The organism is Salinivibrio sp. VYel1, assembly GCF_009377945.1.
In the GTDB taxonomy this organism is placed as follows: Bacteria; Pseudomonadota; Gammaproteobacteria; order Enterobacterales; family Vibrionaceae; genus Salinivibrio; species Salinivibrio siamensis.
This window is the reverse complement of record NZ_RSAM01000007.1, coordinates 78,334-99,237: the sequence shown is the minus strand read 5'-3', so window position 1 is coordinate 99,237 and position 20,904 is coordinate 78,334. Positions and strand designations below refer to the sequence as shown.

General features: G+C 52.9%; 22 protein-coding genes and 1 pseudogene. 8 read left to right on the top strand and 15 right to left on the bottom strand.

The annotated features are described in order from the left end of the window. The first annotated feature begins 71 nt into the window (after nt 1–71). The 3 genes from secB to cysE all read left to right on the top strand — a co-directional run bounded on the left by secB (nt 72) and on the right by cysE (nt 2,530). Complete coding sequence (secB, locus tag EHW58_RS08450; protein WP_077459041.1) at nt 72–551, top strand: protein-export chaperone SecB; 480 nt, start codon at nt 72–74, stop codon at nt 549–551. A 9-nt stretch (nt 552–560) separates the two neighbouring features. Further along, nucleotides 561–1,580: an NAD(P)H-dependent glycerol-3-phosphate dehydrogenase gene (gene gpsA / locus EHW58_RS08445; protein ID WP_077578239.1), complete on the top strand. Its 1,020-nt coding sequence runs from the start codon at nt 561–563 to the stop codon at nt 1,578–1,580. A 116-nt stretch (nt 1,581–1,696) separates the two neighbouring features. Further along, nucleotides 1,697–2,530, top strand: a complete 834-nt coding sequence (gene cysE / locus EHW58_RS08440) for a serine O-acetyltransferase (RefSeq protein ID WP_231637427.1) — start codon at nt 1,697–1,699, stop codon at nt 2,528–2,530. 130 nt (nt 2,531–2,660) lie between these two features. On the opposite strand, the gene pfkA is transcribed toward cysE, so the two are convergent. The 3 genes from pfkA to EHW58_RS08425 all read right to left on the bottom strand — a co-directional run bounded on the left by pfkA (nt 2,661) and on the right by EHW58_RS08425 (nt 5,233). Next, nucleotides 2,661–3,623, bottom strand: a complete 963-nt coding sequence (gene pfkA / locus EHW58_RS08435; RefSeq protein WP_046074718.1) for a 6-phosphofructokinase — start codon at nt 3,621–3,623, stop codon at nt 2,661–2,663. Between the two features lie 186 nt (nt 3,624–3,809). Beyond that, nucleotides 3,810–4,700, bottom strand: coding sequence for a CDF family cation-efflux transporter FieF (gene fieF, locus EHW58_RS08430; protein WP_152795901.1), 891 nt, complete (start codon nt 4,698–4,700; stop codon nt 3,810–3,812). Between the two features lie 77 nt (nt 4,701–4,777). Next, nucleotides 4,778–5,233 carry a Spy/CpxP family protein refolding chaperone gene (locus EHW58_RS08425; protein ID WP_152795899.1) on the bottom strand — a complete coding sequence of 152 codons (456 nt, stop codon included), beginning with the start codon at nt 5,231–5,233 and terminating at the stop codon, nt 4,778–4,780. 167 nt (nt 5,234–5,400) lie between these two features. On the opposite strand from EHW58_RS08425, the gene EHW58_RS08420 reads away from it, so the two are divergent. The 3 genes from EHW58_RS08420 to EHW58_RS08410 all read left to right on the top strand — a co-directional run bounded on the left by EHW58_RS08420 (nt 5,401) and on the right by EHW58_RS08410 (nt 8,012). Beyond that, complete coding sequence (locus EHW58_RS08420; RefSeq protein WP_152795897.1) at nt 5,401–6,096, top strand: response regulator; 696 nt, start codon at nt 5,401–5,403, stop codon at nt 6,094–6,096. Further along, nucleotides 6,084–7,484: an envelope stress sensor histidine kinase CpxA gene (gene cpxA / locus EHW58_RS08415; protein WP_077667436.1), complete on the top strand. Its 1,401-nt coding sequence runs from the start codon at nt 6,084–6,086 to the stop codon at nt 7,482–7,484. Before EHW58_RS08420 ends, cpxA begins: the two co-directional genes overlap by 13 nt. A gap of 63 nt (nt 7,485–7,547) precedes the next feature. Beyond that, the gene (locus EHW58_RS08410; protein ID WP_046074722.1) at nt 7,548–8,012 is read left to right on the top strand and encodes a tRNA (cytidine(34)-2'-O)-methyltransferase; all 465 of its coding nucleotides are present in this window, start codon (nt 7,548–7,550) and stop codon (nt 8,010–8,012) included. A 56-nt stretch (nt 8,013–8,068) separates the two neighbouring features. Here the strand turns inward: EHW58_RS08410 and tpiA are convergent, their stop codons facing one another. Further along, nucleotides 8,069–8,836 (bottom strand): triose-phosphate isomerase, encoded by a 768-nt coding sequence (gene tpiA, locus EHW58_RS08405; protein WP_046074723.1) that lies wholly within the window; start codon nt 8,834–8,836, stop codon nt 8,069–8,071. A gap of 264 nt (nt 8,837–9,100) precedes the next feature. On the opposite strand from tpiA, the gene EHW58_RS08400 reads away from it, so the two are divergent. After that, a complete protein-coding gene (locus EHW58_RS08400) occupies nt 9,101–9,463 on the top strand; it encodes a 5-carboxymethyl-2-hydroxymuconate Delta-isomerase (RefSeq protein ID WP_152795894.1) in 363 nt (120 codons plus the stop codon). A gap of 2 nt (nt 9,464–9,465) precedes the next feature. Here the strand turns inward: EHW58_RS08400 and EHW58_RS08395 are convergent, their stop codons facing one another. From EHW58_RS08395 to glpX, 4 genes are all read right to left on the bottom strand, one after another. Then, a complete protein-coding gene (locus tag EHW58_RS08395) occupies nt 9,466–9,819 on the bottom strand; it encodes a DUF3135 domain-containing protein (RefSeq protein WP_152795893.1) in 354 nt (117 codons plus the stop codon). A gap of 237 nt (nt 9,820–10,056) precedes the next feature. Further along, the gene (locus EHW58_RS08390; protein WP_046074726.1) at nt 10,057–10,800 is read right to left on the bottom strand and encodes a ferredoxin--NADP reductase; all 744 of its coding nucleotides are present in this window, start codon (nt 10,798–10,800) and stop codon (nt 10,057–10,059) included. A gap of 9 nt (nt 10,801–10,809) precedes the next feature. Further along, the gene (locus EHW58_RS08385) at nt 10,810–11,430 is read right to left on the bottom strand and encodes a metalloregulator ArsR/SmtB family transcription factor (protein ID WP_152795890.1); all 621 of its coding nucleotides are present in this window, start codon (nt 11,428–11,430) and stop codon (nt 10,810–10,812) included. A gap of 119 nt (nt 11,431–11,549) precedes the next feature. Beyond that, complete coding sequence (glpX, locus tag EHW58_RS08380; protein WP_152795888.1) at nt 11,550–12,557, bottom strand: class II fructose-bisphosphatase; 1,008 nt, start codon at nt 12,555–12,557, stop codon at nt 11,550–11,552. Between the two features lie 291 nt (nt 12,558–12,848). Between glpX and zapB the strand changes: the two genes are divergently transcribed. Continuing rightward, nucleotides 12,849–13,091 carry a cell division protein ZapB gene (zapB, locus tag EHW58_RS08375; RefSeq protein ID WP_046074728.1) on the top strand — a complete coding sequence of 81 codons (243 nt, stop codon included), beginning with the start codon at nt 12,849–12,851 and terminating at the stop codon, nt 13,089–13,091. A 52-nt stretch (nt 13,092–13,143) separates the two neighbouring features. Here the strand turns inward: zapB and rraA are convergent, their stop codons facing one another. From rraA to priA, 7 genes and pseudogenes are all read right to left on the bottom strand, one after another. Beyond that, complete coding sequence (gene rraA, locus EHW58_RS08370) at nt 13,144–13,662, bottom strand: ribonuclease E activity regulator RraA (RefSeq protein ID WP_046074729.1); 519 nt, start codon at nt 13,660–13,662, stop codon at nt 13,144–13,146. Nucleotides 13,663–13,781: 119 nt separating this feature from the next. After that, nucleotides 13,782–14,687 (bottom strand): 1,4-dihydroxy-2-naphthoate polyprenyltransferase, encoded by a 906-nt coding sequence (locus EHW58_RS08365; protein ID WP_152795886.1) that lies wholly within the window; start codon nt 14,685–14,687, stop codon nt 13,782–13,784. A 160-nt stretch (nt 14,688–14,847) separates the two neighbouring features. Then, a complete protein-coding gene (gene hslU / locus EHW58_RS08360; protein WP_077606822.1) occupies nt 14,848–16,179 on the bottom strand; it encodes an HslU--HslV peptidase ATPase subunit in 1,332 nt (443 codons plus the stop codon). Between the two features lie 2 nt (nt 16,180–16,181). Then, a complete protein-coding gene (gene hslV, locus EHW58_RS08355) occupies nt 16,182–16,718 on the bottom strand; it encodes an ATP-dependent protease subunit HslV (RefSeq protein ID WP_069361883.1) in 537 nt (178 codons plus the stop codon). Nucleotides 16,719–16,868: 150 nt separating this feature from the next. Continuing rightward, on the bottom strand, nt 16,869–17,426 hold the full coding sequence (locus EHW58_RS08350) for an SPOR domain-containing protein (RefSeq protein ID WP_077578246.1): 558 nt from the start codon (nt 17,424–17,426) through the stop codon (nt 16,869–16,871). A 72-nt stretch (nt 17,427–17,498) separates the two neighbouring features. Continuing rightward, a pseudogene (cytR, locus tag EHW58_RS08345) lies at nt 17,499–18,509 on the bottom strand (DNA-binding transcriptional regulator CytR); the annotation flags it as partial. A gap of 169 nt (nt 18,510–18,678) precedes the next feature. Further along, a complete protein-coding gene (gene priA / locus EHW58_RS08340; RefSeq protein WP_172970012.1) occupies nt 18,679–20,880 on the bottom strand; it encodes a primosomal protein N' in 2,202 nt (733 codons plus the stop codon). Nucleotides 20,881–20,904 lie beyond the last annotated feature (24 nt).

Below are 20,904 nucleotides of genomic sequence, written 5' to 3'. Positions count from 1 at the left end.
CATGACGCGGTGGCTCGCATTTTTTAATGTGCCAAGCGCATTTGCAATTTTTAAAATAAGGACGAACCATCATGGCTGAAGCCGAAAACAACCAACAAGCCGAGCAAAATTTTGCCATTCAACGCGTTTTTCTCAAGGACGTGTCTTTTGAAGCGCCAAACTCTCCAGAAGTGTTCCAACAAGATTGGGCGCCAGACGTTAACCTTGATTTGGACACGCAAAGCCGCGAGTTGGGTGAAGGCATCTATGAAGTGATCTTGCGTTTGACCGTGACGGTGAAAAACCAAGAAAGTAATGCCTTCCTTTGTGAAGTGCAGCAGGGTGGTATTTTCTCTGTGTCAGGCATGGAATCGCCACAATTGGCACATTGCCTGGGCGCTTTCTGTCCTAACATTCTTTTTCCTTATGCGCGTGAAACGATTTCGAGCTTGGTCGTTAAAGGAACCTTCCCGCAACTGAACCTGGCACCGGTTAACTTTGATGCCTTGTTCATGAACTACCTGCAGCAGCAGGCGGGCGAAACAGCTAGCGAAGAAGACGCGCAAGCGTAAGGTGTGATGATGACAGATCTTGCTCCTACTCAAGATGCGGCCATTACGGTACTGGGCGCCGGCTCTTACGGGACGGCGCTAGCAATCTCGTTGGCCAGAAATGGCGCCAACGTGGTGTTATGGGGGCACGATCCGAGTCATATCGCACAGCTGGAAATTGATCGCGCCAACCAAGCGTTTCTTCCCGATGTGGCGTTTCCAGACTCATTAGTGCTCTGTGCGGATCTATCTGTTGCGGTCAATGCCAGTCGCGATTTGCTTGTGGTCGTCCCCAGCCATGTATTTGGTGATGTACTGAGCCAAGTGCGCCCTCACTTACGGGCCGACTCTCGTGTGTGTTGGGCGACTAAAGGCCTAGAGCCGGAAACCGGTCGTTTATTGCAAGACGTGGCACGTGAACAATTGAGCGACGATATACCGCTCGCGGTGTTATCGGGGCCTACGTTTGCTAAAGAGCTTGCCGCGGGCATGCCTACCGCGATTTCGGTGGCCTCGCCCGACGCAGAGTTCGTGAGTGATTTACAAGAAACCATTCATTGCCAACATAGCTTCCGTGTGTATGGCAATCATGATTTTATTGGCATGCAACTTGGCGGCGCGGTGAAAAATGTGATTGCCATTGGCGCAGGGATTTCCGATGGCATTGGCTTTGGCGCCAACGCACGGACGGCCTTGATCACGCGGGGCTTGGCGGAAATGACCCGGTTAGGTGAAGCGCTGGGTGCGTCCCGTGATACCTTTATGGGGATGGCGGGGTTGGGAGATTTGGTGCTGACGTGCACCGATAACCAGTCGCGTAACCGTCGCTTTGGCCTGGCATTAGGCCAAGGTGAGGATGTGCAAGGTGCCCAAGACAACATCGGCCAAGTGGTCGAGGGGTATCGCAACACCAAAGAAGTATGGGCACTGGCCCAGCGCGCGGGCGTCGAGATGCCTATTGTAGAGCAGATTTATCAAGTGCTCTATCAAGGTAAATTGGCCCATCATGCCGCGCGCGATTTGCTGGCACGAGACAAGAAGTCCGAATAACAGCAAAAATCGAAGAGAGTAACGCGCGGGGTGAGAACCGCGCGTTTTTTTTATACACTGGCGTGAGGCGGTGTTGTCGCCTGAGTGGTAGATCATTTGGGATAAGGATGAAGGCAGTGAATCAGGCCAAAAAACAATGCCAACAAGATCGTGTCTGGCAAGCAGTGAAAAAAGAAGCGCGTGAGCATTCAGAGCGTGAGCCGATGTTAGCGAGTTTTTACCATGCCACCATTATTAAGCACGACAATTTAGCCAGTGCGCTTAGCTATATTCTCGCCAACAAGCTTTCCACCCCCTCGATGCCCTCAATGGCGGTGCGAGAGGTGATAGAAGAAGTGTATGCCAATGATGCTTGCGTGGCGGAATCAGCCGCGTGCGATATTTGTGCCACCGTTGAACGTGATCCTGCCGTTGAGCTGTATTCAACGCCACTTTTGTACCTAAAGGGCTTTCATGCATTACAAGGTTTTCGGGTTGCGAACTGGCTATGGCGTCAAGGACGAAAAGAACTCGCGACCTACCTGCAAAACCAAATCTCGGTGACCAGTCAAGTGGATGTTCATCCCGCTGCCTGCATAGGTCGTGGCATTATGTTTGACCATGCAACGGGTATCGTGATCGGTGAAACGGCCGTTATCGAAGACAATGTGTCTATTTTGCAAGATGTGACCTTGGGCGGGACAGGCAAAGAAGGCGGCGATCGCCATCCGAAGATCCGCACAGGGGTGATGATTGGCGCAGGGGCAAAAATACTGGGTAATATTGATATTGGTGAAGGCGCGAAAATTGGCTCCTGCTCTGTGGTGCTTAACCCTGTTCCACCTCACACCACGGTGGCAGGCGTGCCGGCCAAGATTGTGGGTCGACCCAGCTCGCACATGCCATCGCTGGATATGGATCAAGAATTTAATGGCTCGCACAAGACATTTATCTCGGGAGATGGGATCTAATGCGGCTTGCACAAGCGCGGCTTGCATAAGTGCGGCTTGCATAAGTGCGGCTTGCACCCAAGCTATCTCAGAATAAAAAAACGGAGCCGTGGGCTCCGTTTTTAGCAATAGATGAAAGCTTGGCCGCGAGTTAGAACAGTTTTTCGGCAACTTCGTACAAGTCGTCGCGGAATGGGCGCTTCATGTTTTCAATCGCGTCAACGATGTCATGATGCACCATTTTGTCATTCTGAATACCGACACAACGGCCACCTTCACCTTGTTGCAGAAGGTCAACGGCGTAAGCGCCCATGCGCGAGGCAAGAATGCGGTCAAAGGCACCGGGTTGGCCGCCACGTTGAATATGGCCAAGAATGGTCGCGCGTGTTTCGCGGCCGGTTTCGCTCTCGATGAACTTCGCGAGTTCATTGGCGTCGGTCATCAGCTCCGTGATCGCGATGATCGCGTGCTTCTTACCTTTGTAGATGCCTTCTTTCACTTTGGCGAGAAGCTTGTCTTTATCCAGCCCAATCTCTGGGGTAATAATGTATTCACAGCCACCAGCAATCGACGCCATCAGGGTCAGATCGCCGCAATGACGGCCCATGACTTCAACAATAGAGATACGCTGGTGAGAAGACGAGGTGTCGCGCAGGCGGTCAATGGCGTCAATCACCGTGTTCATCGCCGTCATATAGCCGATGGTGTAGTCCGTCCCCGCAACATCATTATCAATGGTGCCCGGCAGGCCAATACAGGGGTAACCCATTTCGGTCAGTTTCTTTGCCCCCATGAATGAGCCGTCACCACCAATGACGACCAAGGCGTCGATGCCGTGCATTTTCAGGTTCTGAATCGCTTGCTCACGCACTTTCTCGTCGGCAAATTCAGGAAAACGCGCTGAACCTAGGAAGGTGCCGCCGCGGTTAATCACGTCAGAAACGCTTGTGCGATTGAGGCGCTCAATGCGGTTTTGATGCAGGCCGAGAAAACCATCATAAATACCATATACTTCTAAGCCTTCGCTGAGCGCGCTGCGAACCACACCGCGAATCGCTGCGTTCATACCTGGCGCATCACCGCCACTGGTCAAAACACCAATTTTTCTAACCATGGTTACCCTCTAACTGTTCGTCACTTAATTCGTGCCGATTGCGGTAATGGCAACCTGCTTGCCCCAGTGAACCCGCAATGACGATCGCTTAAACTGTAATTTTCCTACTTCTGTAATAGTATTACAATTGCTATAGAAAAAAAGTTGATACATGTCAGCCCGATGAGCTTTTGTTCATGCCGCCCTTCACGCTTTTGCCTCCTTTGGCACCACGGATTTGGGGTCTTGATGGATGATCACATCTGCCCCGGGAAAGGCGACGAGCAATCTATCTTCCACTTCATCGGCAATAGTATGTGCATCCACTAAGGGTAGCTCGTCATCAAGCTCTATGTGTAATTGGATAAACTTTGTCATGCCCGCCTGACGAGTGCGCAGTTGATGAATGCCATGCACCCCTACCACTGAGCTCGAGAGCACCGCTATTTTTTCTTGCTCTTCAAGCGGTAACTGCCTATCGAGCAGTGATTGGATGGCCTCGTAAGCCATTTTAAGTGCTTGCGATAAAATAAACAGGCTGATGGCAATCGCAAACCAGGCATCGGCCTGTGTCCAGCCGTACCAACTCAGTCCAAGGGCAATAATGATCGCGACATTCATTAACAAATCAGATTGATAGTGAAGGGCATCGGCGGCGATGGCGGGACTGGCGGTTTTGCGGATCACCCATTTTTGAAACAGCACCAAGCCGAAGGTGATCATGGTAGCGCCAACGCTGACCATAATGCCAAGTTCAGGGGCGGCAATCGGTACGGGCTTGAACAAACGTTCGAGTCCACTGAGCAGCAAGAAGGAGGCGGAGCCAATAATGAAGGTGGATTGCGCCAAGGCGGCCAATGATTCCGCTTTACCATGACCAAAGCTGTGTTCACTGTCCGCGGGCTGAACCGCGTAGCGCACCACGAGTAAGTTGGTGAGCGAGGCGAGCAAATCGAGCAATGAGTCAACAAACGAGGCCAGCACACTGACCGAGCCGGTGAGCCACCACGCGATGAGTTTGGCTAATAGGAGGAGGGCCGCCACACAGGTGGCTGCCCACGCCGCGGCTTCGACCCAAAACGCATACTTTTTTGTCATACAGAGGGCAGTCGGTTAATCAACACTGCCCTCAAGTATATATGCCATTGACGGCAAACGTATGACACGGCGCAGGTTTAGCGCCAACAGTCGCCTTTTTGACCCGGTTGGCGATGCTCCCCTTTACCTCGGTGACCGTGACCGCGTTGCGCCCGCTTTTCCATCATCGCATCAAAAAAGGCGCTTTGTTGCTCAGCGGTCAGCACTTGTAACATCGCATGCTGATGGCGGGCGTGCTTAACGCGACGCTCAAGATTTGGCTGTGGTTGAGACGCCAAGAGATCGCGCACTGCCGCTTCATCGAACGTCTGTTGGGTGAGTAAAGCATGCATGTTGGCATGGAAATCGTCTCGTGCCTGTTGACGCTGGGCACGATAGTCATCACGAAGCGCTTGAATTTGCGCTTTTTGCTCATCAGTTAAATCCAGATCGCGCCACAGACTGCGGTCCATGCCACCACTAAAGTGCGGGGCAGCCAAGGTGGGAAGGGTCACTGCCGCAAGTGCTAAGCCAATCGTAAAGCGTTTCATCATCTCTCTCCTGAATGGAATGTTTACCCTGTTAGCCTACGTGTTGGGATGTAAAGTGACGTTATTGGGTGTAAAGATGGGTAAAGTCACGCATGTGTGTGAGCCGCTATGATAAAAATACACCCTGTTCGGTGTCACAAACACGCCACCCTGGGAGTGAGTGTAAAAGCATGTATCAGGTTTTAATCATCGATGATGACACAGCGTTAACGGACCTTCTCAGCGAACTGCTGTCCTTGGAGGGGTTTTCGGTGCGCTGCGCGGATAACGGCCAAGTGGGTTTGGAGATGGCGAATGCGTCACCGCCTGATATCATTTTGCTGGATGTGATGATGCCTGTGCTCAACGGGATGGAAGCCTTGCGTCAGCTACGCGCGACCTCAAACGTGGCGATTTTGATGCTCACTGCGCGAGGTGAGGAAGTGGATCGTGTGATGGGGCTAGAATTAGGCGCGGACGACTATTTGGCTAAACCCTTTAGTGATCGTGAACTGCTTGCCCGAATGCGAGCGATTTTACGCCGGACGCAGGGAGAGGGTGTCGAGCCGACGCAATCGGACGAAGAACCTGTCCTCGCCCATCATGACGTGCGGGTCTACCCACGCCGGCTGGAAACCCTCTGTCAAGACAGACCCGTGGAGCTAACGGGGATGGAAACCGAAATGCTCGCTTGTTTACTTCATCACCCAGGCGAAGTGGTGAGCAAAGCCCTGCTGAGCGAACAAGTGCTCGGTAAACGCTTAATGCCGTTTGATAGGGCAGTCGATGTACACATTTCCAATCTGCGCAAAAAACTGCCTGAGCGCCTTGATGGCAAGCCAAGGATCAAGACCTTGAGAGGTAAGGGTTACTTATGGGTCGATTAGTGACGTGGCGACAACGAGCCGGGGCACGTTGGGCGCGGGTGCCTTTTCTCGGCAGCTTATACGGTCGGGTTTTTATTATTTTCTGGCTTACGTTGCTGGTGGTATTAGCCGCAGTGATGTGGGCGCAGCGTGGTGATCCGCGTAGCCTGCATGCGATCCCGTCCCCAGAAAAGGCGCGCATACAAGCTCAGATTGAGAAATTGATGGCCGTCGCGCAAGGTCGCGATATACCGCTTTCCGTGTTGGTTGCACGGCAAAATCAACATCATGGACACCGTCGCACCCCCTACAAGCTCTACTGGGTGCCTGACAGCGCACCGCTCGACTCGCTTCCTCGCGAGTTACGTCACTTTATGTCACGGACGTCAGACACTGCCGAGCCCTTGCAACGCCTCTATCATCGTTACATGCTGGCGGGGCCATTTCCGATTGTGACTTCACGTGAAGCCGGCCGTTTTTACCACGCCAGACGCTGGCAACCTAGGTTGCCCTTTGTTCTCAAAATATTGGAAAAGCCGGAGCATCTATTGGGTGTGACCATGTTGGTGAGCACGCCTTTATTATTGTGGTTAGCGTATACTTTAACGCGCCCTGCTCGGCGCTTTCAGGCGGCAAGTCAACGGGTGGCGCACGGTGAATTGGTGACAGACTCTGATCTTGAGCGAGGTCCGCGGGAGTTTCGCGACGCAGGGCGGGGGTTTAACCAAATGGTCACCGCGCTTAATCAGATGGTGACCGGACAGCAGCAATTGGTCTCAGATATTTCCCATGAGTTACGTTCGCCACTCACCCGTCTGCAGATGGCGCGTGCCTTGGCGGTACGTGAGCTGGGGGACAGCGAGGCGTTAGCGCGGATTGAGCAAGAGGCGAGCCAACTAGAGTCGCTGATCAGCGAGTTACTGACCTTGTCACGTTTACAATCCCAAGGCCATCTCGAGCGAGAAAGAATCAGTGCCGATGCCTTGTGGCAAACAGTGATAGAGGATGCCCAATTTGAAGCAGGCCAACAAGGTAAGCAGGTCACCAGCAATGGGATCCCAGATGCCATGCTGACCGTTAATGTGCGCCTGGCGCGTAGTGCTTTAGATAACGTATTACGCAATGCCATTCACTATGCCGACCAACAAATTCGCATCACCATGGAACGAGACGAGGGACAGCTCTGCCTCTCCATTGACGATGATGGACCTGGGGTGCCAGACAGCATGTTAAAAGACATTTTTCGCCCGTTTTATCGGGTATCGGCCGCGCGTGATCGCCAAAGTGGCGGCTCAGGACTTGGGCTGGCGATTACCGCACAAGCGATTCAACAGCACGGTGGGCAGGTTAACGCGGCCAATCGCCCACAAGGTGGACTGGCGGTGTGTTTATATTGGCCATGTAGTTAATATTGCGCAATCGAAAAGCGGTTGCGACAATACCGCCTTTGCTGGATTTTGCAGGTCACTGCCATGTTTGATATTGCGCTCTATGAGCCTGAAATTGCACCGAATACGGGCAATATTATTCGTCTGTGTGCTAATTGCGGCGCGCACTTACATCTGATTGAGCCCTTAGGCTTTGATCTTGACGAAAAGAAAGTTCGTCGCGCGGGGTTGGATTATCACGATCTGGCGCGTGTGACGCGTCATCAGGACTATGCGGCGTTTGCAAAAGCAATGGCTGGCCGACGGATCTTTGCGTGTACCACCAAAGCAACCCAATTTCATACTCAGGCGCAATTCCAAGCGGGTGATGTGTTGCTATTTGGCCCCGAAACCCGAGGGTTACCCGATGCGCTGATCCAAGCGTTACCCGACGCGCAGCGGTTACGCATTCCGATGCAGCCAGAGGCACGCAGCCTTAACCTTTCTAACGCCGTGGCGATTATTGGGTATGAAGCGTGGCGGCAGTTTGGTTTTAATGGCGCGCAATAAAAAACGCCCCCAGCGATGGCTGAGGGCGTGGGTCTTTTGTGTCTTCGGCGCGTAATTTACGCGTTTTTCGCCTCAGCCGCGGCTTTGGCAATCGCCGCAAAGCCAGCGGCGTCAAGTGCAGCACCGCCAACTAGCGCGCCGTCGATATCCGGCATCGCGAATAGCTCAGCCGCGTTGCCTGCTTTCACAGAGCCGCCGTACTGAATCACCACTTTGCTTGCGACATCTTCACTGTAAGATGCAATGTGCTTACGAATTGCAGCATGGATATCTTGTGCTTGCTGCGCGGTTGCCGCTTTACCCGTACCGATAGCCCAGATAGGCTCGTAAGCGATCACAGCATCGTTCAAGGCTTCAACACCTTGTGATTGGATCACTGCATCCAGTTGGCGAGCACAAACGGCCAGCGTTTCACCCGCTTCATTCTGTGCGTCAGACTCACCAATGCATAATACAGGCGTGAGGCCATTTTCTTTCAAGAAAGCAAATTTCTTTGCCACAAACTCGTCAGACTCTTGATGGTATTCACGACGCTCTGAGTGGCCGATAATGATGTGCGTGGCACCAAAGTCTTTCAGCATGTCTGCAGAGATATCACCGGTGAATGCGCCGCTGTTATTGATGTCTACGTTTTGCGCACCGAGTTTAATGGCGCTGTCAGCCAGCAGTTGCTCGGCTTGTGCCAAATACATCACCGGTGGTGCAACGGCAACGTCGACGCCTTCAACATTTTGTAGTTCGGCGTTCAGGCCGTTAAGCAGTTCAGTGACCATGGCTTTGCTGCCATTGAGTTTCCAGTTACCCATTACCAATGGACGGCGCATAGGAATTCCTCCGCGGTTTAGTTGATTTGAAGTCAAAAGATGTAAAGAAGGTAGTCTATTGTAGCGCGGCCTTCTCTGTTTAAAATCATAGAATGGCGAGAATGCTTTCGTTTTTACCCGTTTTAGGCGTAAAAGGGAACCTTAAGGTAGTAAATTTTCATCATAATGGCGGCGAGAGACGGACGAAAGTGTGAGCCATGCGCTCGTGCAATACGCAACGTTTCGGCACTATGCAGGCTGACGATGATAATGGAGGGAGGTTTTATGCCCCATCTGGTGATGGAATACACAGACGCACTGGCAGAGCGCGTCAATATTGATCAACTGGTGGATGATCTTCATCGTGCCGCGATTTCGACGGGAAGCTTCGATCCCGAGGCCTTAAAATCACGCGCGGTGCCTTGCGGTGTGTGGCGTGTCGGAGCGCAGGCAGATCGTAGTGAGTTTGTTCATGTTGAATTTCGGTTACTCGCGGGACGCAGTGCCCAGCAAAAAGAAGCAATCAGTGACGCCCTAACAGCCCCATTGCGTGAGCACGCCGGCCATGTCAGCAGTCTTACGGTAGAAGTCCGAGATATGGACACCAGCAGCTACCGTAAGTGGGTGGGCGACAAGCAAGCGATGTAAACCTAGCTTGGACGCTCGGGCGCATCGGCTGTCGCTTTTCTGGCGGCTTGGCCGACGCGAAAGTCCATAATGTCTGCTTGATGACTGCGCAACTCTTCCGGGGCCGTAAAGGCGGTGGCAAAGCGTGAGTACTGGCGCGTGAGTGCCTGGAACAACATCATGTTAACGTGAAGCGGGTTCTTACCATGGTCAATCATTCGATTGATGTGGCTTAACATCGCGTGGAGTTGAGGCTGGGTGGCATATGAGGCGTTAGCGATAACATCTTCACTCATTGACAGTCTCAGCGCTTCTAATGCATGCGGGTCTGACTCAGCCAGTGCCGCCAATTCGTCGAAAGAGGGTAGGGTCTTCATCGCTTACTCCTTACACGCCGCCGATCATCTGATCGTGTTACCAAAGCGTTAATCTAACTATGAGCCGTGGGCTGGAGGGGATCAAATAAGCGGTGTCTGGCTATATTGACGGCCTGAATGGAGATGCAGACGGAGGCGGGGGCAATCGACTGAATCCGAATTGGTTTTTGTGGTTAATTCTCGTCGATAAAAATGCCCTGCTTTACCGTATGCGTGTCAGCAAAGCAGGGGAGCAGCTTACCAGTAGTGCTCGGTGGTGACGTTGCCTGGCTTACGGCGCAGGTTTTTGCTGAGTCCTTTGCCTTCCAAGAGTGTTTTCACTTCTTTGACCATGGCGGGGTTGCCACACAGCATCACTTGGCTGTGTTCAGGCGTGAGGGGCAGACCAACCACCCGTTCGAGTAGTCCATCCTCAAGTGCGTGGGTCACACGCCCAGAGAGCGCACCCGCGGTCGGCTCACGACTGACAAATGGCTGCACCACTAGTTGGTCAGGGTATTGCTCTTGCAGCGCGTTAATGCGTGCTTGGTAGGTTAAATCGGCCGCGAAGCGTACCGCATGCACCAGTATCACTTTACGAAAACGTGACCACAGATCGCCTTGTTCCATCAGTGAGATGTAAGGGCCGATTGCCGTCCCAGTGGCAAACATCCAAAGGTGTTGGCCTTGTGGCACTTCATCGAGGGTAAAGTAGCCGGCCGGATCTTGCGTGATCATCACGCTGTCGCCTGGCTCGAGTGCATGGAGGCGGGGTGACATTATCCCGTCGGCGACACGCGTGGCATAGACTTCTAAGTATTTACTTTGTGGAGGATTCACGAACGAGTAGGCACGCTGGATCAACTTACCATCGATCTCCATGCCGAGTTTTGTGAATTGGCCTGCCTTAAACGGCTCGACAGGGGCGGATAACACCAGGCTGAAGAGATCCTTTGTCCAATGTTGGTTCTCCACTACCTCAGCCTTGATCCAAGTGGCCATATTACCTCCTCACGTCTTCTCTCCAATACGATATGTGCAGCGGCGCTGTCCAGAGACGATATGCTCTTCGCGTTCGACCCGGTAGGCCTCACCGAGTAGGTGGCGGAATAACTGGATTTCTGAGCGGCATAATGCCGGACAGGACTTCGCTGCATGACAGATAGGGCAGTGATGTTCAATCAGTATATAGTCGGTGCCGTCTTGATGAAGCTCGGCCATATATCCCTCGCTCTCTCTAAGATACGCCAAGGTTCGCAATTTAGCCTCTAAATTATCGCAATCTTTGAGCGCGTCTTGATATTGGGCAAAGGTGGCGGCTTCACGTTGAGCAATGACTTTTGCAACACCTTGCTCGCCAAAAACGTCTTGCACGGAATCGATAAGGGTAATCGATAAATCATGGTGGCTGTCGGCAAAGCGGCGGTGACCATGGGCGGTTAGGGACCAATGACGAGAAGGTCTGCCCACTTTGGCGCGGATATCCTCAAAGTCGACCAAGCCATCGCGCTCTAAGCTTTGCAAATGTTGACGTGCGCCCATGGTGGTCATGCCAAGCTCATCAGCCAGGGATTTCGTACTTACGCTGCCTTCGCGTTTGATGGTGTGTAGAATGCGGTCAGTGGACTTCATGATTCGATTTCGATTACCCCAATCGTGTCGTCGCAAATAAATAAAGTAAACTATTTATAAAAGGGTAATCGAAATCGACGGGCTTGACCAGTCAGTGGCCGTATTCACGGCCACTGAGGTTACAGGATGTGCGGTTTGATCGCCGCATCTTTGCGGCTTAAATAATGGGTCGAGCGGATCCGACGAATGGTGCGGCACTGTCCGCGCACCACCAAGGTTTCAGTGGTGGCTAAATCCCCGTGTCGGGTAATGCCATCGAGCAGATCGCCTTTGGTGATCCCGGTCGCCGCAAATACCACATTATCACTGCTGGCCATGTCCGATAGCGTTAACACCTGATGAGCGGTAATCCCCATTTGCGTACATCGTGTCATTTCTTGTTCACCGAGCAAGCGGTTGTCTGGGGTATCCCCTTTCACGTCGTGGCGTGGTAGCAATCGCCCTTGCATATCGCCGCCCAGCGCCCGGATCACGGCTGCGGACACCACGCCTTCTGGCGCACCGCCAATGCCAACCATCACATCCACTTCACTTTCAGGCATACAGGTCAGAATGGAGGCCGCCACATCCCCATCGGGGAACGCAAAGACGCGGATCCCTTTCGCCTGCATGGTGGCAATGATCTCATCATGGCGTGGCTTGGCCAAGGTGGCCACCACCAAGGTATCGAGTGTTTTATCCAGCGCCACCGCAATGCGCTCAAGGTTATCGATTAAAGGTTTACTGAGGTCAATCGCGCCTTTGGCGTCGGGGCCGACAACCAGTTTTTCCATGTACATATCAGGGGCTTTCAAAAAGCTGCCTTTCTCGCCGGCGGCGAGCACCGCGAGCGCGTTGGCTTGCCCCATGGCCGTCATTCGTGTGCCTTCTATCGGGTCAACGGCAATATCGACCGCATCGCCACCCAACCCGACGTGTTCGCCAATGTAGAGCATCGGGGCATCATCGATTTCACCTTCCCCTATCACGATTTCACCGTCGATATCGGTGAGGTTAAGTAAGGTGCGCATTACTTCAACAGCCGCGCCATCGGCCGCGTTCTTGTCTCCTCGTCCCAGCCATTTGTACCCAGCCAATGCTGCGCCTTCGGTCACACGCGAGAAAGCCAATGCGAGATCACGTTTCATCAGTACTCCGGAAATGTCAGCCACATTAAGACAGGCCTTAGCCCAATTTGCGCGCAAGTCTACCAGAAAGGGAAAACGTTTGCGTTGGGTCAGGTCGGGTGTTTTTGCCGAATCTGAAACGGTGATGACAAAAGGCGCTGCATTTTTGCGCACTTGTACGCGGGCAGGTAGCGAGAACAGTGGCAGTCTGGTATCACCTGAGTACAATAAAGCCGGGGTGCACGTTCAGTTGCACGGGTTGCTGCGCATTAGGCAGTAACGGGATCAATCGTCAGAAATAAGGTGGCCTTGATGTCATTGGAAGTATTAGAACAACTCGAAGCTAAAGTACAAATGGCGGTGGATACCATTTCGCTGCTACAAATGGAAATCGAAGAGCTCAAAGAAAAGAACGGGTCACTCGAGCAAGATGCCGTCGCGGAAAAAGAGCGCCGTGAGCAGCTTGAGCAGGAAAACGCCAAACTGCGCGACGAGCAGCAAGCATGGCAAGATCGCATCCGGAGCTTGTTAGGTAAGATTGAGAACGTCGAATAAACAAAAACAGAGCCAATTGGCTCTGTTTTGCTATTCGGTGTCAGGCGACGAGTCAGTCGTCGTCTTCCGCCTCATCGATGTCCGCGTCTGCCATGGTCAGCGCATCAGGTGAAAGGATCACGCCGGTGGTGTCGGCATAGACATGATCATCAGGCAAGAAGGTAACGCCGCCAAAGTTCACTGGCACGTCCGTTTCACCGACACCTTGCTCGTCAGCCCCCACAGGAATTGAAGCCAGTGCTTGAATGCCGATATCGATTTCATCAATGGTATCGACATCACGGACACACCCATAAACAATCATGCCAGCCCAGTCGTTGTCAGCGGCAAGCTGCGCAATCTCGCCGTCAATAAGGGCGCGACGTAACGAACCGCCGCCATCAATCAGCATAATTCGCTGCTCGCCGTCTTGTTCGGCCATTTCACGAATTAACCCATTGTCCTCAAAGCATTTTACTGTGGTAATTTGGCCACCAAACGAGCTGCGGCCCCCATAAGAGCTAAACATTGGCTCCACGACATCCACGTGTTCGGGGTACATGTCGCATAGTTCCGAGGTATTATATTCCATAGTCTAACTTCTTGTTGAGGCAGAAAAAGGCTGGCAAGCTAGTGTTGCCAACATGGCAAGTCCAAGTATAACGAGCCCATAAGGGTTTGCAATGTTAAAGCGGACAATCTGTGGCCTGATTAGACTAACAGCATACCGGTCATAAACAGGCCATTGGTGATCAGTGCACAACGCACCATGGCTCCCATCATGGGACGCAGGGCGTTGGCATTGGTGGCTTGGTAAACGTCACGCCCATGGCGCACCAGTAAGGGCACACTGGCAAGGAACAACCAACCCAACCAGGCTTGCAAGGTGAGGGCGGCAAATAAGGAATAACACGCAACCGCCCCGGCCAGTAAAATCACATGATACTGACGTCCGCGCTCCGGGCCTAAACGCACCACTAAGGTATGCTTACCACACGCGCGATCGTTATCAATATCTCGTAAGTTATTGATATTGAGAACGCCGACCGCTAATAAGCCACAAGCCGTCGCGGGTAAAATGACCAAGGAATCAATGTGGCCGACCTGCAAATAATAAGTGCCTGCCACCCCGAGCCAACCAAAGAAGATCAGCACCGACACATCTCCTAAACCGCGATAGCCATACGGCTTGTTGCCCACGGTGTAGGTAATGGCCGCGACAATCGCCATCACACCGAGCAGCAAGAAACTAATAATGTCAGTCGGCTGTTGGCAGGCAATCGCAATCAGTGACCCACCACTGAGTAGGGTTAAACCAATATTAAGTATGAGCGCGCGGCGCATGGTGGTCAGGCTGACGTGGCCGGATTGGATCGCGCGCATGGGACCGATACGCGTCGCGTTATCCGTGCCTTTTATCGCATCACCATAGTCATTCGCGAGGTTAGACAGGATCTGCAGCAATAGGGCAGTGACGAGCGCCATCAAGCTGATTGACCATGACAGGCTCCCTTGCGAGGCAGCGACCGCACTGCCGGACAAAATCGAGGTAACGGCCAGCGGTAGCGTTTTAGGTCGCGCCGCATCCAGCCATATCGCGAGAGTAGAAGGCCGCATAGCGATCCTCAAGACGAAAAAACGATGTCACCATTATTGCGCAAGCCAGGGGAGGAGTAACCCATTGTCGGCTGAAATCCGACTTGCTGTTGCGCTAGCTCAAATTTTGATGCAAAAAAGGGCAGCGTTTGCTGCCCTAGTGTTGCGGTCTCGAGCTCGTTTAGAGGATGAAGCGACTCAAGTCTTCGTCATCAACCAGCTCTTCGAGGTGGCGGCGGACATAATCCGCATCAACGGTGACACTTTGACCGGCGCGTTCGCTGGCGTCGTATGAGACCTCTTCCATCAAGCGTTCCATCAAGGTATGCAGGCGACGGGCGCCGATGTTTTCGGTTTTCTCGTTCACCCGCCACGCGGCAGAGGCCAGCTCATCAATACCACTTTCCTCAAACGCCAGATCAATCTCTTCGGTTTTTAGCAGTGCGGTATATTGCTGAGTGAGCGACGCATTTGGCTCGGTGAGGATCCGCTTAAAGTCATCGGTGGATAGCGCTTCAAGCTCAACACGGATGGGCAAGCGCCCTTGCAATTCCGGGATCAGATCAGACGGACGTGATACTTGGAAAGCGCCTGAGGCGATAAACAGAATATGATCGGTTTTGATCATACCGTGTTTGGTGGACACTGTGCTGCCTTCAACCAATGGCAAGAGATCGCGTTGCACCCCTTCGCGAGACACCTCGCCACCACTGGTGTTACCTGACTTACAGATCTTATCGATTTCATCCACGAAAACGATGCCGTTATTCTCCACCATGTGGATGGCTTGCTCTTTAATTTCTTCTTGGTTAACCAGCTTGGCGGCTTCTTCCTCGGTCAGCGCTTTCATGGCGTCTTTGATTTTCATCTTACGCTTTTTGGTGCTGTTGCCACCGAGGTTTTGGAACATGCTTTGAAGCTGGTTGGTCATCTCTTCCATGCCTGGTGGCGACATGATTTCCACTCCCATTTGTGGGGCGGCGACATCGACTTCCACTTCTTTATCATCAAGCTGGCCTTCGCGTAATTTTTTACGGAAGCTTTGCCGTGTTGAAGAGTCCTCTTGGCTGGCCTCATTTTGGCCCCATGCGTCGCGTGCTGGTGGCAGCAAGATATCGAGGATACGATCTTCAGCTTGTTCTTCAGCGCGGAATTTTACCTTTTCCATCGCTTGCTGCTGGGTCATGTTCATCGCCACATCCGCCAGGTCGCGAATAATGGTTTCCACCTCTTTCCCAACATAACCCACTTCGGTGAACTTGGTAGCTTCCACCTTGATAAAAGGCGCGTTGGCAAGGCGTGCTAACCGGCGAGCGATCTCCGTTTTACCCACACCGGTTGGACCAATCATCAAGATGTTTTTCGGGGTGACTTCCGCACGCAGCTCTTCGGCAAGCTGCATTCGGCGCCAGCGGTTTCGCAGTGCGATCGCCACCGCACGTTTGGCATTGTCTTGACCGATAATGTGACGGTCAAGCTCATGCACGATTTCGCGTGGAGTCATTTCAGACATCACTAATCCTGTTTCTTACTCTCGAGTTCTTCAACGGTGTGCTGCTGGTTAGTAAACACACATATATCACCGGCGATGGTTAGCGCTTTCTCTGCGATCTCGCGGGCATCTAACGCCGTGTTTTCAAGCATAGCAACGGCGGCGGCTTGGGCATAGTTGCCGCCAGAGCCAATGGCGATCAAGTCGCGCTCTGGTTCAACCACATCGCCGTTACCGGTAATGATCAATGAGGCGGTTTCATCAGCGACCGCCAGTAGGGCCTCTAATCGACGTAGCGCGCGATCAGTACGCCATTCTTTAGCCAGTTCAACGGCCGCTTTGGTTAGGTGCCCTTGGTGTAATTCAAGCTTGCGCTCGAAGCGCTCAAATAAGGTGAAGGCATCAGCAGTGCCGCCAGCAAATCCGGCGAGAACTTGGCCGTTATACAAACGACGGACTTTTCGGGCATTGCCTTTCATCACGGTATTGCCGAGTGACACTTGGCCATCGCCAGCAATAACCACTTTACCTTCGCGACGAACGGAAACGATTGTAGTCACGGGAACCTCTTTCTTTGTGTCTGGTACACCAGGTGGGTGATTAATGTAAGAGGTTGGGCTTTGCCGCTCACTTTTCAAGGGGAGAAGGAAGGATTTCAATCAAGGCTGGGCAAGGAATAGACTTGGCCCAGCCGATAAAATGTGGCGCTGTTATTCCCAGTACCAAATAGCACAAGGCTCAACCCCGGCGCGGCGGAGCATATTACGGTCACGCTCTGCTTGACGCTTGCGTGGGTAAGGACCTAATACCACCCGGTACCAGGTGCCTTTTTCTCCTTGGCTTATCTTGATTTGGCTTTCTAGCCCTTGAAAAGCGATGATCGCTTTACGTTCATTTGCCTGCTCTTGACTGCGGTACGCACCGCATTGCATCAGGTAAGGACGCGTGGATTGCGGCAATGCTTTGGCCTTCACTTCCACCTCTTTACTCTCCAGCTCTTCGATGTAACTCCATTTTTCTTCAGGCTTTTTAGGCAGATGTGCCTTCTTGCTCTGCGTGGAAGGCTGAGGCTGTGTGTCTGTTGCCGGTTTAGGCGCGGGTGCGTCGGTATTGCTTAATAGGTACAGGCCATAACCAAACGCGCCAACCAAACAGACAGCAAGCAACGCCCATTTTAATGGGAAACGAGCACGCGCTTTAGGTGGTTGGCGGCGGGTATTTTTTTTACGTGGTGCTTTACCACGTTTTACGTAGTCACGAGTTGCCACAGCAAATATTCAATTTCAAAAAGCCAGTAAAGCGCTCATGTTACTGGCTTCGACTCGTGCTGACCAGTCTTACTACCGAGACGGTGGGGCAACGCTCTCACGGATCACTAACTTGGCATCTAAAAGTCGTGATCCTGCATTCACTTCACGCCCTTGCAAGGTGTTGAGCAGCATTAACATCGCCTGACGACCAATGTCGTAGCGAGGTTGGGAGACAGTAGTCAGAGGAGGATCGCAATATTCGGCGAATTGGATGTCATCAAATCCTACAATCGAAATATCTTGCGGCACGCGCATGCCTAGGCGCTTTGCTTGTTGCATGGCACCGACGGCCATCACATCACAATGACAGAATACCGCGGTGGGAGGCTCAGGGAGGGACAATAGATTTGTCATTGCCCGCGCTCCAGAGGCAAAACTGAAATCTCCCACCACGCTGTAGGCTGGGTTGACTGTAATCCCCGCGCGCTGCAGGGCCTGCTGATAGCCTTGTGAGCGGAATTGCGTCAGTGCGGTTTCCGGCACCCCAGTAATATTGGCAATACGGGTGTGGCCGACTTGGGTGAGGTAATTGACCGCCTCAAAAGCGGCAGTCAGGTTGTCGATATGCACCGTCGGCAATTCAAGATCCGGGGCATACTCACATGCCATCACAAGCGGAGGGAGATTTTTCTGCTCGGGCTTACTGACATCAAAGGGGACATCGGAGCCCAGTAGGAGCATGCCATCTGCCTGTTTGGTAAAAACCAAGTTGACGAATGAGTTTTCGCGGTGGTGTTGTTGGGCACTATCTCCGAGCAAAACCAGGTAACCGTGCTCCATCGCCGCTTCTTCGATCCCGCGGATGATCTCACTAAAGTAAGGATCGCAGATGTCTGGGACAATCGCGACGATGGTTTTGGACTCGTTGCGGCGTAGGTTACGTGCAAGTGAGTTAGGGGAATAGCCAGCTTCTACGACCGCTTGCTCAACCTTTTTACGGGTTGTGGCCGAGACCTTCTCAGGGTTCATCAGCGCGCGAGAGACGGTTGCTGTGGATACACCGGCAATGTGGGCAACGTCCTTCATTGTCGCCATAATGACAGTCCTCTTGTTATCTGTATTGTGAGATCAGACAGTTATTAGCTCGTCTGACCTGTTCTCTTAGCCAATTGCGGCCTTATTCTACCTAGCCTTGTCCGATTTAAACACGGACAAGCTAACACTTATTGCAATGAAAGTGTGATTGCTGTCGCTTTACTGCAAGGGAATGTTAAGAAAGGTCTTGCGGCTCGACATCTAATGACCACCTCACTTTACGCGACAGAGGGAGCTGTTGGATGGCCGGGAGCGCCACTTGGAGCCATTGCTGCATGATTTTTCGGCTGGGCGCTTGAATGAGGAGTTGCCACCGATAGCGACCCGCGCGTTTCGCCATGGCGGCGGGCATAGGCCCCATAATATGGCATTCATCCTGTTGAATCGGTGAGGTAGCCAGCGTTTGACGCACCTGTTGTAAAAACTGCTGGACACTGTTTTCTTCATGCCCGTCGGCGCGAAAGAGACTAAGAAACGTGTAAGGCGGCAGCCACGCCTGACGCCGTTCATTTAACGCAGATTCGGCAAAGGCTTGATAACCTTTATGCACTAAAGATTGGATCAGGGTGTGCTCTGGATGGTGGGTTTGTAATAACACGGTACCCGGCTTACTGGCGCGGCCCGCTCGCCCGGCGACTTGCACCATCAATTGGGCCAAACGCTCAGGGGCACGAAAGTCATTACTGAATAGAGCCCCGTCAACATCGACTAAGGCGACCAGGGTGACGTTAGGAAAGTGATGGCCTTTGGCGAGCATTTGTGTGCCCAATAGAATTTGATACTCACCCTTTTCAATGTCGGCCAAGTAACCTTCAAGGCTCCCTTTTCGCCGGGTATTATCGCGATCAATGCGAACGGTATTGTATTCGGGAAACAAGGTACCAAGCTGGGATTCGAGTTGCTCGGTACCGACACCGACACTAATAAGCTGGGTAGAACCACAGTCGCCACATTGGGGAGGCACACGTTTTTGGTGGCCACAGTGATGACAACGCAACTCTTGGTGTTGTTGATGAAGGGTATAGTAGGCATCACAGCGTTGGCAGTTCGCTAGCCAGCCGCATTCGTGACACATCATCGCGGGCGCATAACCGCGGCGATTTAAAAACAGCATCACCTGGTTACCTTGTTGCAGGTGCTGACGCATTTCAGCAATCAGCGGCGCCGACAAGCCAGCTTCGAGGTGATGGCCTTTGATATCGAGCACCCCTTGCCGGGCGGTGACCGCGTTACCAGGACGTTGCGTGAGCTTAAGGTACTGGTATTTGCCGGTTTTGGCGTTGTGTAAGCTCTCCAGTGATGGCGTTGCCGAGCCCAAGATCACCGGCACTTGTTCTTCATGCCCCCGCATGACAGCCAGATCGCGGGCGTGATAGCGAAAGCTATCTTGCTGCTTATAGGAAGGGTCGTGCTCCTCATCGATAATGATGATGCCAAGCTTTGCCATGGGGGTAAAAAGCGCTGAGCGTGTACCAATCACTATCGCGGCTTGATTCTCCCGTGCGGCCAGCCAGGCGTTGAGACGGTCGGTATCGCTGAGCCCTGAATGCATCACGGTCACAGGAACAGCAAAGCGGCGCTCAAAACGGCGAATGGTTTGTGGTGTCAGGCCAATTTCTGGCACCAAGATGAGCGCTTGCTGGCCACGTGCGAGCACCGGCTCAAGCACATTGAGATACACCTCGGTTTTGCCTGAGCCAGTGATCCCCTCTAATAGCGCGCAGGCAAAACCATCGCCAGCATTGAGGGTGGCAACCGCCATCGCTTGCTCGTGGTTTAACGTCGGTTTTTCTTCGGTCACCGCAAAGTTTTTTACCCAAGCATTGGCCTGAGAAGGGGGCGAGTAGGGCGCGATCCAGCCTTTTTCTGCCACCGTTTTTAGCACCGGCGTGCCGATGTCTTGTTCCATCAAGTCGGCTTGAGTGGCTGGACCGTGCGTGAGAAGCTGCAACACTCGGGCTTGTTTGGGGGCGCGGCTCAGACCTGATAGAGGTTGGTTTTGTCCTGACTCGGTGATTTGCCACCATTTTTGTTGCTGCAATGTCGCAGGGCGTCCTTTACGCAGCGAGGTTGGCATCACCGCCCCCATCGCATCTCCTAGCGGATGATGGTAAAAACGGCTCGCCCATTGCAGGAGATTGTATACCGCGGGGGTCCAAACCGGCTGCGTGTCGAGTACGGTATCAATCGCTTTGAGTTGGCTGGCTTCCACACTGGCCGTTGGCGACAAGCCGGTAACGATGCCAACTTTATGCTGGCGTCCAAACGGCACCTTGACGCGCCCTCCGATGATCGGATGCTGATCGTCTGCAATACGGTAATCAAAGGTTTTCGGCAAAGGGACAGGCAAAGCCACCTGAGCAAACTGTTCCATCACAACATCTTATTGGCCAGAAGGAAT

What these genes read in the sequence shown, in the direction of transcription:
- secB (WP_077459041.1), top strand. Translation starts at nt 72, where the DNA reads ATGGCTGAAGCCGAAAACAACCAACAAGCCGAGCAAAATTTTGCCATT.
- gpsA (WP_077578239.1), top strand. Translation starts at nt 561, where the DNA reads ATGACAGATCTTGCTCCTACTCAAGATGCGGCCATTACGGTACTGGGC.
- pfkA (WP_046074718.1), bottom strand. Translation starts at nt 3,623, where the DNA reads ATGGTTAGAAAAATTGGTGTTTTGACCAGTGGCGGTGATGCGCCAGGT.
- fieF (WP_152795901.1), bottom strand. Translation starts at nt 4,700, where the DNA reads ATGACAAAAAAGTATGCGTTTTGGGTCGAAGCCGCGGCGTGGGCAGCC.
- EHW58_RS08425 (WP_152795899.1), bottom strand. Translation starts at nt 5,233, where the DNA reads ATGATGAAACGCTTTACGATTGGCTTAGCACTTGCGGCAGTGACCCTT.
- EHW58_RS08420 (WP_152795897.1), top strand. Translation starts at nt 5,401, where the DNA reads ATGTATCAGGTTTTAATCATCGATGATGACACAGCGTTAACGGACCTT.
- cpxA (WP_077667436.1), top strand. Translation starts at nt 6,084, where the DNA reads ATGGGTCGATTAGTGACGTGGCGACAACGAGCCGGGGCACGTTGGGCG.
- EHW58_RS08410 (WP_046074722.1), top strand. Translation starts at nt 7,548, where the DNA reads ATGTTTGATATTGCGCTCTATGAGCCTGAAATTGCACCGAATACGGGC.
- tpiA (WP_046074723.1), bottom strand. Translation starts at nt 8,836, where the DNA reads ATGCGCCGTCCATTGGTAATGGGTAACTGGAAACTCAATGGCAGCAAA.
- EHW58_RS08400 (WP_152795894.1), top strand. Translation starts at nt 9,101, where the DNA reads ATGCCCCATCTGGTGATGGAATACACAGACGCACTGGCAGAGCGCGTC.
- EHW58_RS08395 (WP_152795893.1), bottom strand. Translation starts at nt 9,819, where the DNA reads ATGAAGACCCTACCCTCTTTCGACGAATTGGCGGCACTGGCTGAGTCA.
- EHW58_RS08390 (WP_046074726.1), bottom strand. Translation starts at nt 10,800, where the DNA reads ATGGCCACTTGGATCAAGGCTGAGGTAGTGGAGAACCAACATTGGACA.
- EHW58_RS08385 (WP_152795890.1), bottom strand. Translation starts at nt 11,430, where the DNA reads ATGAAGTCCACTGACCGCATTCTACACACCATCAAACGCGAAGGCAGC.
- glpX (WP_152795888.1), bottom strand. Translation starts at nt 12,557, where the DNA reads ATGAAACGTGATCTCGCATTGGCTTTCTCGCGTGTGACCGAAGGCGCA.
- zapB (WP_046074728.1), top strand. Translation starts at nt 12,849, where the DNA reads ATGTCATTGGAAGTATTAGAACAACTCGAAGCTAAAGTACAAATGGCG.
- rraA (WP_046074729.1), bottom strand. Translation starts at nt 13,662, where the DNA reads ATGGAATATAATACCTCGGAACTATGCGACATGTACCCCGAACACGTG.
- EHW58_RS08365 (WP_152795886.1), bottom strand. Translation starts at nt 14,687, where the DNA reads ATGCGGCCTTCTACTCTCGCGATATGGCTGGATGCGGCGCGACCTAAA.
- hslU (WP_077606822.1), bottom strand. Translation starts at nt 16,179, where the DNA reads ATGTCTGAAATGACTCCACGCGAAATCGTGCATGAGCTTGACCGTCAC.